The following is a 12,038-nucleotide window of genomic DNA, read 5'->3' as shown; positions in this document are numbered from 1 at the left end:
TAAGAACCTCCCATGCCTTCTCAAGGAGCCACCCAGGCCAGCTCGGCCCTGTTCGATCACGTTCCCGACATCACCCTGTCGGTGCGTCAAGTCTTCGGCATCGACAGCGACATGCAGGTGCCGGCCTTCAGCCAGCGCACGGAGCATGTGCCGGACATCGATGAGGCCTACCGCTTCGACCGCGACACCACGCTCGCCATCCTGGCGGGCTTCGCCTACAACCGGCGCGTCATGGTCCAGGGCTATCACGGCACCGGCAAGTCCACCCACATCGAACAGGTGGCGGCGCGCCTGAACTGGCCCTGCATCCGCATCAACCTGGACAGCCACATCAGCCGAATCGACCTGATGGGCAAGGACGCCATCGTGCTCCGCGACGGCGTGCAGGTGACGGAATACCGCGAAGGCATCCTGCCCTGGGCGCTTCAGCACGCCTGCGCGCTGGTCTTCGACGAGTACGACGCCGGCCGCCCGGACGTGATGTTCGTGATCCAGCGCGTGCTGGAGGTGGAAGGCAAGCTGACGCTGCTCGACCAGAACCGCGTCATCCGCCCGCACCCGGGCTTCCGCCTGTTCGCGACCGCGAACACCGTGGGACTGGGCGACACCACCGGCCTGTACCACGGCACGCAGCAGATCAACCAGGGCCAGATGGACCGCTGGAACATCGTGGCGACGCTGAACTACCTGCCGTTGGACGCCGAGGTGAAGATCATCGCCGCCAAGGTGCCGGAGTACGACGACGAGGCCGGCCGCAAGACCGTGGCCTCCATGGTGCGCCTGGCCGACCTGACCCGCGCCGGCTTCATCAACGGCGACATCTCCACCGTGATGAGCCCCCGCACGGTCATCACCTGGGCCGAGAACGCCCGGATCTTCAACGACATCGCCTTCGCGTTCCGGATCACCTTCCTGAACAAGTGCGACGAGGTGGAGCGCCCGACGGTCGCCGAATACTACCAGCGCTGCTTCGGCACCGAACTGCCGGAGACGGGGGTGCAGGCGAACCTGGTGTAAGGCGAGCGGCAGGGGCCGGCCGAGGGAGCAACAGCCATGGGATACATCAGGGTTGGACCGAACGGTGAGCTGCCGCTCCCGCAGGATTTGCGTGACCAGCTGGGTGTGAAGCCCGGGGATCGCGTGGAGTTGGTCCTGCGGAGCGACCGCAGCATCGTGGTCCGCCCCCGTCCCCACACGCTGGAAGATCTCATCGGCTGTGGCGGCACCTTCGAGCGTGCCGTCACCCAGGAGGAGATGGACGAGGCGATCCGCCAACAGGCGGTCGAGCGCTTCAACAGAAGCCGGAACACGGAACCGTGATCGGCCTCGACACCAACGTTCTTCTTCGTCTGGTGATCGAGGACGATCCGGATCAGTCGGCCAAGGCACGGACAGCCGTTCGCGCGGCCGTGGCCGCCGGGGAGATCTGCTTCGTCGACCGTGTCGTCCTGTGCGAGTTCGTGTGGGTGATGGAAGGCGTCATGCGCCGGAGCCGCACGGACATCGCCCGTATCCTCGACCTCGTTCTCGGGAACTCCGCCATCCAGGTCGAGTGCGAAGATGCGGCCCAAGCCGCTCTGGCCCTCTACCGCAATGGCTTCGACTTCTCCGACGCCTTGATCGGCCTCTGCAACCGGGACCAGGGCTGCACCACCACCCTGACCTTCGACCGCAAGGCAGCCCGGCTGCCGGAATTCCAGCCTCTTACCTGAAGCCCGCCATGACCGAACGCGAAAATCCCGTCGAGGCCTTCAAGCGCTCCACCGCCGCCACGGTGCGCGCCCTGTCGCGTCGCGCGGACGTGCAGGTGGGCTTTTCCACCGAGCCGCCGGGCGTGGCGGGCTTGCGCGTGCGCGTGCCGACGCCGGCGCGCGACCTGAACCCGCAGGACGTCGCCAAGCTGCGCGGTGCGGCCGACGCCGCGTCGCTGCGGCTGCGCTTCCACGACAACGCCATCCACCTCCAGCGCATGCCGCTGGGCGACACCGCCCGCGCCGCCTTCGACGCCATGGAGCAGGCTCGCTGCGAGGCGCTGGGCGCCAACAACATGCCGGGCATCGCCGCCAACCTGGAGGCCTCGCTCGACGAGCGCTACCACCGGCAGGGCTTCGACCGGATGGAAGACCGCGACCAGGTGCCGCTGGCCGAGGCCCTGCGCCTGATCGCGCGCGAGGCCATGACCGGCGCCGTCCCTCCCCCCTCCGCGGCCCACGCGGTGGACCTGTGGCGCCCCTGGATCGTCGACAAGCTGGGCACCGACCTGCACGGCCTCGCCGAGCACATCGGCGACCAGGACGCCTACGCCCGCGCCGTGCGCAAGCTGCTCGCCGAGCTGGACATGGAGGTCGGCAACGAGCCCGACGAGCCGGAGGAGAGCGAGGAGGACGAGCGCAACAACGAGCAGGACGACAACGAGCCGAACAGCGGCCAGACCCAGGGTTCCGACGACGTCCAGAGCCAGACCGACTCCATGACCTCGCAGGAGATGCAGGAGTCGGACGAGGGCGACCAGGCCGAGGAAGGCACCGGCGAGGAGGGCGACACCCAGATGGGTGAGGGCGAAGGCGCCGAGGAGCCCGCCGGCCCCGGCCAGCCCTGGCGCCCGGAGGCGCGCGGCCGCAACGAGCCCGACCCCAACGCCTACAAGCCCTTCACCACCCAGTTCGACGAGGTGGTGGACGCCGCCGACCTCTGCGACCCGGACGAGCTGGCGCGGCTGCGCCACATGCTCGACCAGCAGCTTCAGCACCTCCAGGGCGTCATCTCCAAGCTGGCCAACCGCCTGCAGCGCCGCCTGCTGGCCAAGCAGCAGCGCAGCTGGGAGTTCGACCTGGACGAGGGCATCCTGGACGCCGCCCGGCTGGCCCGCATCGTCGTGAACCCGGTCCTGCCGCTCTCCTTCAAGAAGGAGAAGGAGACGGACTTCCGCGACACGGTGGTGTCGCTGCTGATCGACAATTCCGGCTCCATGCGCGGCCGGCCGATCTCCATCGCCGCCATGAGCGCGGACATCCTGGCCCGCACGCTGGAGCGCTGCGCGGTGAAGGTGGAGGTGCTGGGCTTCACCACCCGCGCCTGGAAGGGCGGGCAGGCGCGCGAGAGCTGGATCGCCGCGGGCAAGCCGCCGAACCCCGGCCGCCTGAACGACCTGCGCCACATCGTCTACAAGGCCGCCGACCAGCCCTGGCGGCGCGCGCGCAAGAACCTGGGCCTGATGCTGCGCGAAGGCATCCTGAAGGAGAACATCGACGGCGAGGCGCTGATGTGGGCGCACAACCGCCTGATCGGCCGGTCGGAGCAGCGGCGCATCCTGATGGTCATCTCCGACGGCGCGCCGGTGGACGACTCGACGCTGTCGGTCAACTCCGGCAACTATCTGGAGCGCCACCTCCGGCAGGTGATCGAGTACATCGAGACCCGCTCCCCGGTGGAGCTGGTGGCCATCGGCATCGGGCACGACGTCACCCGCTACTACCGCCGCGCCGTCACCATCGTCGACGCGGAGCAGCTGGGCGGCACCATGATGAACAAGCTGGCCGAGCTGTTCGACGAGGACGACCGCCGTGGCCGCGGCGGCATCTGGCGGTAATGTCGCGCCGGAAAGAGCGCGGGGGGAACCTCCGGTCCCGCCATCGGTCTGTTGACCTTGGAAGGCCGGGTCCGCCCCCGCGGTCCAAAGCGGGTCGCAATCCTATTCAGTGCCCGAAAACCCTGTCGATCTCCGCTTTCAGGTGAACGGGCAGGATCGGCTTGAACAGAACGCCCGCGGGGTGGTCCTGCTGGATGCGTTGCACCGTTTCCGGTTCCCGCGATCCGGTGATGAAGATGACCGACGAGCCGACGGTCCGGTGAATCTCGATGGCTGCGTCCACGCCATCCGCCTGCCCTTTCAAACGGACGTCCATGAGCACGAGGGAGGGACGGTGTTGCTGCGCCAGGGCGATGGCCTGCTCCGCCGTGGCCGCCGTTCCACAGACCCGCAGGCCCATGGAGCGGAGGGTGACCGTCAGGCCCAGCGCGATCAATGCCTCATCATCGACCACCAGGACGCACGTGATCTCGTCCGTCATGCCCGGACCTCGGGCCGAGGCATCCGCACGTCGACCTTGGTTCCTCCGACGTCGGACATGCTCATTTCCCCTTCCAACTGTGCGACCAGCGCTTGGACGATCGTCAACCCTAACGCGTCCGTCCTCGCCGGAGTTCCATCCGGCCGGTAGTAACCACCGCCGTCGTCCTGGACCGAGAGCAGCAGCGCGTCGTCGGCGTGGTGCTTGAGGTGGACCCGCAACGTTCCGCCGCCGTCGCGGAATGCGTGCTTCAGGGCGTTCTGCACCAGTTCCGTCACGATCAGGCCGAGCGGAATGGCGAAGTCCAGGTCAACCCGCAAGGGATCGGCCTCGACGGAGATCGTGACGCCCTGCTGTTCGCCACGGATCGCCGCCTGGAGGCTGGTCCGGAGTTCCTCCAGGAAGGGCCGAATGTCGAAGGTCACCAGATCGTCCGACGTCATCAATTGCTGATGCACGAGGCCGAGCGCGTTGATGCGTTGGCGCAAATCGTTCAGAAACCCGTCCGCCCCAGCCGTGTCCAAGGTGGCGCCCTGGATGGCGATGATGCTGTCGATGACCTGAAGGTTGTTCTTCACCCGGTGGTAAACCTCACGCAGCAGGAGGTTCCGTTCGTCGAGCGCCTTCCGCAGCCGCTGGTTCGAGGCTTCCAGTTCGACCGTGCGCTCGGCGACGCGCCCTTCGAGCGTTTCGTTGGCCTCGCGCAGCGAGCGATGGAGCTTGGCGAACTGGCCAAGGAAGAACACCAGGAGCAGGCTGGCCGAGACGAAGCCGCTCACCCGGCTCAGATCCCACCCGACGGTGTAGCGGGCGCCCCCCGCCACCGCGAGCGCGTTGAAGGCGGCGAAGGCGATCAAGGCGATGCCGAGCCAGCCGAACAGAAGGTTGCGGCCGCGGGTGACCAACCAGAGGAGAAGGAATGCGGCCGTCGAGAGCAAGACGGACGTCCACTGGGCCGCATTGCCCCAGGTGGCAAAGACGTTGCCCTGGAGTTCATGCGGCAGCCAGTCATGTCCGGTCGTGGCGGCCAGCGCAAGCAGGAGCACCACCACGACCAGGGCCGCCATGGTGGCGCGGATGACTCCGCCGATGCGCTCGGGGGCGATCCGCCATTCTCCGCGGCGGGCTTCGGCGAGGATGGCGGCAAGGACGAGGGACGGGAAGCCCACGACCCATAAGATGAACAGCCATCCCACCGATTGGGGAGTGCCGATCAGCGCACGGTCGACGATCCAGGCTCCGGGGAAGCTGAGCACGTGCAGAAGCGCCATCGCCGCGCTGTAGAAGTAGGCGACGGCCAGCAGGAGCAGCGACACGGTGCGGACGGCGCGGAACTGGACGAGCAGCAGATAGCCGGTGCAGAGGTCAGCGATCAGCACACCCGCGCCGAATGTGGTGGTGACGGCCGGAATGACCGGACCAGGATTGGCGGCGAATGGAAGAACCGCGAGCGTCGCGAGGACGAAGGCGATGCACAGGGCACCGATTACCCTCCTTGTCGTCGGCGTGGCGCTCTCGCCAACGAAGGTGCCGCGGTGTCCGTAGCCGGTACTCGCCTCCATGGCCATTCCCCCCGCAAGATGCTGGCGAGAATAACGGCCAGGCTGCGCCACCGTTTCAGCCTCCCGGCATGATATTCGTTCTCGCAAGGAGGTGCCCGTTTTTCGGGCGACGTCATCGCTATTTCCACGCAGCGGCCAACCGCGCTCACCGCGAGGCGCGTTTCTCCCGATTCGATCCTGACGACGCCCGCTATTGCAGGCTTCGCTGCATCTCTTCGAAGTTCCGCGAGAAGCCGTTCAGCGGGAAGTCGATGTCGCGCTTGCCGGCGCGCAGGAAGTTGACGCGGACCAGCACGGTGGAGCCGTTGCGGAATTGGTCGACCACGCGGCCCGACACGAAGTTCGGGAACATGCACATGTTCAGCGTGGCGATCTGCGTTTCGATTCGCGGCTGCCGGTCCACGCGGATCGCGCAGTTCTCGACCATGCCCTGGCTGGTGGTCAGGAACAGGTGGAAGTCGTTGCCGGTCGGGATGACGCTGAGCGCCACGAAGCCGACCTCCTTCCCGTCGTCGAACAGCCGGTAGTTCATCAGGCGGCAGACCTTGCTGTCGGTCATGCGGTCGATCTCGCACCGGTTCGTCCACGCCCCTTCCGGCCCGAACTCGCCGGCGGCCTTGGAGAAGTCCACGGCGGACGCCGGGGAGACGGCGGCGGTCGCGGACAGCAGCGCCGCACCAAAAGCGATGAGAACCTTCCAACGCATCGTCTTTGCCCCTCAACCGTCGCGGAGTGTTGTGGAAGGGCGTCGGACCGCCCGCGCGGATTATAGGCATACCCAAAAGTGGTACAAGGCCTTCCTCCTTTCGCCAGAAGCTTCCGCAACCGCTTCGTGAGAACAGTTATCATTCTCGCTTGACAGAGCAGCCTCCTCCGGCCAAGGTGCCGGTGAGAACGGTTCGCAACTAGGAACCGCACGGCCATCGGGACATCGGGAGAAATCAGGATGCACATCGGAACGCGCGCCGCGCTGACCGCCGCCTTCACCGCCACGCTGCTCGCGTCCGTCGGGGCCAGCGCCGCGGAGGTGAACGTCTACTCCTCGCGCCACTACGATGTGGACAAGGCCCTCTACGACACCTTCACGCAGCAGACCGGCATCAAGGTCAACGTGATCGAGGGCAAGGAAGACGAGCTGATCGAGCGCATGAAGACCGAGGGCGCCAACAGCCCGGCCGACGTGCTGATCACCGTCGACGCCGGCCGCCTGTGGCGCGCCCAGGAGGCTGGCCTGCTTCAGCCCACCCGCAACAAGGCGCTGGAGGCCGCCATCCCGGCCCACCTGCGCGAGCCGGAGGGGCACTGGTTCGGCATCTCCAAGCGCGCCCGCATCATCGTCTACAACAAGGCCACGGTGAAGCCGGCCGACCTGCCGCGCTACGAGACGCTGGCGGAGCCGGCCTGGAAGGGCCGCGTCCTCGTCCGCGCTTCCAACAGCGTCTACAACCAGTCGCTGGTCGGCGCGCTGCTCGCCGCCAACGGCGAGGCGAAGACGGAAGCCTGGGCCAAGGGCGTCGTCGCCAACATGGCGCGCAAGCCGCAAGGCGGCGACACCGACCAGATCAAGGGCGTGGCCGCCGGCGAGGGCGATGTGGCGGTGTCCAACACCTACTACTTCGCGCGAATCGCCTCCTCCACCAAGCCGGAGGACAAGGCCATCGCCGACAAGCTGGGCGTGATCTTCCCCAACCAGGGCGACCGCGGCACCCACGTGAACATCTCCGGCGCCGGCATCACCAAGAGCGCGCCGAACAAGCAGTCGGCGGAGAAGTTCCTGGAGTACCTGATCAGCCCCGACGCCCAGCGCATGTTCACCGAGAAGAACTTCGAGTACCCGATCGTCGCGGGCGCGCCGACCGCGCCGGTGCTGGTCAGCTGGGGCACCTTCAAGGAAGACCCGCTGAACGCCGCCGTCTACGGCAAGAACAACGCCGAGGCCCTGAAGATCATGGACCGCGCCGGCTGGAAGTAAGCCACAGCCGTCGCAAAACAGAGGGCGCGTCCCAGCGGTGGAGACGCGCCCTTTCTTTTTTGGGAAATTTGTAGGTTGGGTGGAGCGCAGCGCAACCCGACACACGTTGCCATGCGGAGACTGTTGGGTTTCGCTGGCGCTCCACCCAACCTACGGCGGAGAGCTTCGTAGGTCGGGTGAAACCCGACACACCGGCCCGCCCTACCCCTCCAGGTCGAACCAGCCCCAGCGCCCCCAGGCCCCGTCGAGGAAGGCGGCGGCCCGCTTGGCGCCGGGCAGGCCGCAGCAGGTCAGCAGCGACGGGGGGACGCGCCCGCCGCCGCGGCTCCACCACAGGCTGGCGAGCGGCGGCAGGGGGCCGAGCTGCTCCACCACCACGGCGGCCAGCGCCGGGTCGGCGCCCTCCACGTCCGGGCGGCCGAGGATGGCCATGCGGGCGGGCAGCGCGTCCACATCGGCCCCGGCGCGGCAGGCGTCGGCGGCCAGCGCCTCGGCCCGGGCGAACCAATTGGCGCAAGCGGCCGGCACCACGGCCAGGTTCGTCCCGGCCGGCAGGGTCGTCACGATGGTGAAGGGGTAGAGGCGCCCGACCCGGTCGGCGCTGGGCATCAGGATGCCGGCCAGCGGCGCGTCGCCGCACAGCCCGGCGGACAGACCGAAGCGCCAGACCGGCGCCGCCTGGAACAGCCGCTCCCACGGCGCGCCCAGATGGCGGCCGGCACCGGCCAGAACCTCCGATAGCCAGCCGTCCCACAGCATCAGCAGCCCGCGCGGCAGCCCGTACCCGACGAAGTCACCCCGCGCCGGGACCTTGCCGTGGAATCCGACCGCGAATCCAGCGCTCATGAGGGCGGAAGGCTCGGGTTGGGACGGGGGACGGGGGCTTGGTCCAGCACCTCCTGCACGCGCGCGACCAGCGCCTCGTCCGGCGGGACGGGGGCGAAACCGACGTCGACCAATGCTGCGAGATGGTCGCCGAGCGCGCGCCGCCGCTCCTCATGCGCCGGGCCGGGGAGCGTGCGCTGCCAGTCGGCGGCCAGCCATTCGGCGAGGCCGGCGGGATCCAGCGGCTCCTGCCCGCCGACCATGCGGTAGGCGCGCAGCGCCGGGCGCAGCAGGTCCGGGCGCGCCCAGTTGGTGCGCAGCTGCTCCTCCAGCCGCAGCGCGATGCGCGACAGGAAGACGCTGCGCAGCGCGCGAAGGTACACCTCCTCCGCCGGGCGACCGATCCGCTCGCCCTGGTAGAGCCCGCCGCCCATGGAGAGCGGCACCCAGCCCCCGCGCTCGGTCCAGCCGCCGGGCAAGGCGCGCAGCGCGTCGAGCGCCGGCAGCACGGCCTGGAAGTCGGTGTCCGCCACGCGGGCGAGCGAGCGCGGCGGGCTGTCCAGCAGGCGGATGCTGTCCTCGGCCTGGGCCACCGCCGCCTCCGCCCGCGCCAGCAGCGCGTCGTTGGCGTGGTAGCTGTTCAGCCCGAACAGGCCCACCGCGACGCCGGCCGCCCCCGCGGCCCCCAGCGCGACGAGGCCGTGCCGCCGCCGCAAGCGTTCCAGCGCGCGGTCCACGCCGACCAGGTTCGCCTCCGGGAACACCACCTCGGGCAGCAGCCGCTCCAGGAAGAAGGTCTGGGCCGGGGCCTCGGCGGACGCGCCGGCCTGGGTGGCGCTGGTCACGTAGACCCCGCGCAGCAACGGCGCCTCCTCCTCCGCCTCGGCGGTGAAGGCGGTGTCGACGAGGTCGGCCAGCGCCGCCTCGTAGTCGGCCATGCGCAGCGGGAAGGCGAAGACGTCGCTGCGCCGCTGGATGTCCGGTTCCTGGTGCAGCCGCTCCGGCAGCCACTCGTCGAGCCGACGCAGCAGCGAGGCGAACTGCGCGTGGAAGACGCCCAGCGGCTCGATGCCGTGCTCCAGCGCCAGGTCGGCGTCCCTCTTCGCGTCGGCCGCGGCGCCGGTGGCTGCGGTAAAGGTCATGCCCCAGACCTGCGCGCGCTCCGCCCGGTCGAGCGTGTCGAAGAAGGTGGCGAAGCCCTCCACCAGATCGGCCTTGGTGCACAGCAGGTAGACCGGCACCCGCAGGCCGAGGTGCGCGCGCAGCTCCGCCAATCGCTGGCGGATGGTGATGGCGTGGTTGTGCCGCTCCTCCTCGCTCCACTCCGCGAGGTCGGACAGGCTGATGGTCAGCAGGACGCCGTTCAGCGGCTGGCGCGGCCGGTGTTCCTTCAGCAGGTCGAGCAGGCCGGACCACACCCGCCCGTCCACCGTCCGGCGGCTGTCCTGGGTGGTGTAGCGGCCGGCCGTGTCGATCAGCACCGCCTGGTCGGTGAACCACCAGTCGCAGTTGCGGGTGCCGCCCAAATTCTGCACCGGCATCCCCTCCAGCCCGCCGCCGAGCGCCGCGCCCAGCCGGGCGTTGGCCAGCGCCGTCGTCTTGCCGGAGCCCGGCGCGCCGATCACCAGATACCAGGGCAGCTGGTAGAGGTAGCGCCCGCCCCAGCGCGCGCCGAAGCGCTGCGTCATCAGCCGGCCGAGCACGTCGTCCAGCCGTTCGCGGACCGTGCCCAGCTCCTCCAGCGAGGCCTTCAGCTCCGGATCGCGGGAGGCGGCGAGCGCCTCCACCAGCCGGGCGTTGGCCGTCCGCTCCCGCACATCCTCGCGGCGGTTCAGCAGGGCCCAGACGGCCAGCGCCACGAGCGTCGGCAGCAGGCGCGCCGGCGTTCCCACGAGGCCGAGCAACGGCGTGACCGCCCAGCCGAACAGGCCAACCGACAGCGCAACCGCCAGCGTCCCGGCCCAGCGCATCCGCGGGGCGACGTGCACCGCAGCCGGGCGCGGCCGACGGAGGGCCCGATGAAGGGGCCGACGGACGGGCCTGTCCGGGCGGGGACCCTTCGGCGGTGCTTCGGTCTGGTTCGGGTCGGAGGAAGCCCGGTCGGCGGGACGGCGAGGGCGCATGGGATCCGCAGCCTATTCGGGGTAGAGACGGACATCGACGCGCCGGTTGGCGCCCCGGCTGGCCGAGGTGGCGTTGGTGGCGACGGGGTCGCGGTCGCCGCGCCCCTCCGACGACAGGCGCGGGGCGCCCACCGTGCGTTCCAGGATCCGGCGCACGGCCAGAGCCCGCGCCTCGGTCAGCGCCTGGAGCGTCGGGAAAGGGCCGCTTCCGGGTGGCGGCTCGTCGGTGTGGGCGACCACGACGACGCGCCCGGCCTCGGGGCCGAGCGCTTGGCCGACGCGGTCCACCACGGCGCGGTAGCGCGCCTTCACCACGTCGCTGGCCGTGGCGAACATGCCCGCCCCCTCCACCCGGATCACCAGGGCGCCGTCGTCGCCGGACAGGACCGCCACGGCGCCGGAGCGGATTTCCGGCTGCAGCAGGCTGGTGACCCGGACGGCCAGCGACGGCACGGCCGTCGGCGGGGGCGGCGGGACGCCGCGGACGATCTCGATCGGCCGGTCGGGCAGCAGGCCGGACAGCCGCGCCGCCAGGGGCTCCGCCCGCCCGGCCAGCGAGGAGCCCCACTCCACATAGAGCATGGCAAGCAGGGCGGCGACCGCCACCGCCGCCAGCCAGGGCGGCAGGGCGAGCCCCAGCGGCCGGAACCGCTCCGCCACGCCGCGCCACTGCGGCGACAGGGTGCGGTCGCGCTCCCCGCGCAGGCGGCGCAGCACGCGGTACAGCTCGTCGCGCAGGTGGGCGTGGTCGTGGGCGCCGCGCGGCTTGTCGCGGAACTTGCCCTCGAAGCCCAGCGACAGGCAGGCGTAGAACAGCTCCAGCTCCGGCCGGTGCAGGCGCGGATCGCTCAGCATCGTGTCGAGCAGGTCGTAGAAGCGCTCCGGCCCGCCGGCCTCGCGGTCCACCAGCGCGACCAGCCCCTCCCGCGCCCAGCGGCAGCGGGCGCCCCAGGGGGTGGCGCGCACCACGTCGTCCAGCGTGGCGCAGAGCGCGAAGCGGGCGACGCGCACCTCCTCCGCCGACAGGCCGGCGGCGGCGGCCTCCGCCTCGAAGCGCGCCAGATCGGCCAGGATCTGGTCACGCAACCCCTCGGAATCCTCCAGCCCCGCCTGCTCCCGCAGGCCGGCGGCGAGGTCGAGCAGGGGAGCGGCGGCGGCCAGAAGCGGGTTGGTGGCGCCGCGCAGGCGGGCCGGCAGGATCGGCGGCGCGTCGGCCCTGGCCCGGTCCCGGCGGCGCCCGTCGCCGCGCGACCCGCCCCAGGCGGCCGGACCGGCGGCCAGGAAGGCCGGCAGCGCGCGCGGCGGCGCCATCTCGGGCCGGACACCTTCCGGACGCCCTGTCTCCTGACGCAGGCCCGGCGCTGCGGAGGTTTCGCCATCCCGCACGGCCGCATCGCCGACGCGTTCGTCCGTCCCCATACCCGTGCCGCCGCCCTTAAGAATGATCCGTCCCTAAAGGAGGTATAGCAGGCCCGCGCGCGGGAAG

The 12,038-nt window shown here is 70.2% G+C and carries 11 protein-coding genes; 5 read left to right on the top strand and 6 right to left on the bottom strand.

The genetic code is table 11. The features are described 5' to 3' along the window. Window positions 1-12 precede the first annotated feature (12 nt). The 4 genes from cobS to cobT are packed head-to-tail and all read left to right on the top strand — an operon-like array spanning window position 13 to window position 3,589. A complete protein-coding gene (gene cobS, locus J2851_RS10045) occupies window positions 13-1,017 on the top strand; it encodes a cobaltochelatase subunit CobS (protein WP_209766135.1) in 1,005 nt (334 codons plus the stop codon). Between the two features lie 36 nt (window positions 1,018-1,053). Next, window positions 1,054-1,320: an AbrB/MazE/SpoVT family DNA-binding domain-containing protein gene (locus J2851_RS10040; protein ID WP_209766134.1), complete on the top strand. Its 267-nt coding sequence runs from the start codon at window positions 1,054-1,056 to the stop codon at window positions 1,318-1,320. Continuing rightward, window positions 1,317-1,712 carry a type II toxin-antitoxin system VapC family toxin gene (locus tag J2851_RS10035; RefSeq protein ID WP_209766133.1) on the top strand — a complete coding sequence of 132 codons (396 nt, stop codon included), beginning with the start codon at window positions 1,317-1,319 and terminating at the stop codon, window positions 1,710-1,712. Before J2851_RS10040 ends, J2851_RS10035 begins: the two co-directional genes overlap by 4 nt. Before the next feature lie 8 nt (window positions 1,713-1,720). Continuing rightward, window positions 1,721-3,589: a cobaltochelatase subunit CobT gene (cobT, locus tag J2851_RS10030; RefSeq protein WP_209766132.1), complete on the top strand. Its 1,869-nt coding sequence runs from the start codon at window positions 1,721-1,723 to the stop codon at window positions 3,587-3,589. A 106-nt stretch (window positions 3,590-3,695) separates the two neighbouring features. On the opposite strand, the gene J2851_RS10025 is transcribed toward cobT, so the two are convergent. The 3 genes from J2851_RS10025 to J2851_RS10015 all read right to left on the bottom strand — a co-directional run bounded on the left by J2851_RS10025 (window position 3,696) and on the right by J2851_RS10015 (window position 6,338). Next, window positions 3,696-4,070: a response regulator gene (locus tag J2851_RS10025; protein ID WP_209766131.1), complete on the bottom strand. Its 375-nt coding sequence runs from the start codon at window positions 4,068-4,070 to the stop codon at window positions 3,696-3,698. Next, the gene (locus J2851_RS10020) at window positions 4,067-5,632 is read right to left on the bottom strand and encodes a sensor histidine kinase (RefSeq protein WP_209766130.1); all 1,566 of its coding nucleotides are present in this window, start codon (window positions 5,630-5,632) and stop codon (window positions 4,067-4,069) included. The genes J2851_RS10025 and J2851_RS10020 overlap by 4 nt, the downstream gene beginning before the upstream one ends. Window positions 5,633-5,822: 190 nt before the next feature. Next, on the bottom strand, window positions 5,823-6,338 hold the full coding sequence (locus J2851_RS10015; protein ID WP_209766129.1) for an invasion associated locus B family protein: 516 nt from the start codon (window positions 6,336-6,338) through the stop codon (window positions 5,823-5,825). A gap of 240 nt (window positions 6,339-6,578) precedes the next feature. Between J2851_RS10015 and J2851_RS10010 the strand changes: the two genes are divergently transcribed. Further along, entirely contained in the window at window positions 6,579-7,604 is a 1,026-nt protein-coding gene (locus J2851_RS10010; protein WP_209766128.1) for a Fe(3+) ABC transporter substrate-binding protein, read from the top strand. 201 nt (window positions 7,605-7,805) lie between these two features. Here the strand turns inward: J2851_RS10010 and tagF are convergent, their stop codons facing one another. The 3 genes from tagF to icmH all read right to left on the bottom strand — a co-directional run bounded on the left by tagF (window position 7,806) and on the right by icmH (window position 11,971). Then, window positions 7,806-8,450 carry a type VI secretion system-associated protein TagF gene (tagF, locus tag J2851_RS10005; RefSeq protein ID WP_209766127.1) on the bottom strand — a complete coding sequence of 215 codons (645 nt, stop codon included), beginning with the start codon at window positions 8,448-8,450 and terminating at the stop codon, window positions 7,806-7,808. Continuing rightward, complete coding sequence (gene tssM, locus J2851_RS10000; RefSeq protein ID WP_246500551.1) at window positions 8,447-10,399, bottom strand: type VI secretion system membrane subunit TssM; 1,953 nt, start codon at window positions 10,397-10,399, stop codon at window positions 8,447-8,449. Before tssM ends, tagF begins: the two co-directional genes overlap by 4 nt. A 165-nt stretch (window positions 10,400-10,564) precedes the next feature. Then, window positions 10,565-11,971 carry a type IVB secretion system protein IcmH/DotU gene (gene icmH, locus J2851_RS09995; RefSeq protein ID WP_246500550.1) on the bottom strand — a complete coding sequence of 469 codons (1,407 nt, stop codon included), beginning with the start codon at window positions 11,969-11,971 and terminating at the stop codon, window positions 10,565-10,567. Between the last annotated feature and the right edge of the window lie 67 nt (window positions 11,972-12,038).

This window comes from Azospirillum rugosum, assembly GCF_017876155.1.
Classification (GTDB): Bacteria; Pseudomonadota; Alphaproteobacteria; order Azospirillales; family Azospirillaceae; genus Azospirillum; species Azospirillum rugosum.
This window is presented reverse-complemented; position numbering and strand designations above follow the sequence as displayed.

Coding starts and splice junctions, on each gene's coding strand:
- cobT (WP_209766132.1), top strand. CDS start 1,721: ATGACCGAACGCGAAAATCCCGTCGAGGCCTTCAAGCGCTCCACCGCC.
- cobS (WP_209766135.1), top strand. CDS start 13: ATGCCTTCTCAAGGAGCCACCCAGGCCAGCTCGGCCCTGTTCGATCAC.
- J2851_RS10015 (WP_209766129.1), bottom strand. CDS start 6,338: ATGCGTTGGAAGGTTCTCATCGCTTTTGGTGCGGCGCTGCTGTCCGCG.
- tssM (WP_246500551.1), bottom strand. CDS start 10,399: ATGCGCTGGGCCGGGACGCTGGCGGTTGCGCTGTCGGTTGGCCTGTTC.
- J2851_RS10025 (WP_209766131.1), bottom strand. CDS start 4,070: ATGACGGACGAGATCACGTGCGTCCTGGTGGTCGATGATGAGGCATTG.
- icmH (WP_246500550.1), bottom strand. CDS start 11,971: ATGGGGACGGACGAACGCGTCGGCGATGCGGCCGTGCGGGATGGCGAA.
- J2851_RS10020 (WP_209766130.1), bottom strand. CDS start 5,632: ATGGAGGCGAGTACCGGCTACGGACACCGCGGCACCTTCGTTGGCGAG.
- J2851_RS10010 (WP_209766128.1), top strand. CDS start 6,579: ATGCACATCGGAACGCGCGCCGCGCTGACCGCCGCCTTCACCGCCACG.
- tagF (WP_209766127.1), bottom strand. CDS start 8,450: ATGAGCGCTGGATTCGCGGTCGGATTCCACGGCAAGGTCCCGGCGCGG.
- J2851_RS10040 (WP_209766134.1), top strand. CDS start 1,054: ATGGGATACATCAGGGTTGGACCGAACGGTGAGCTGCCGCTCCCGCAG.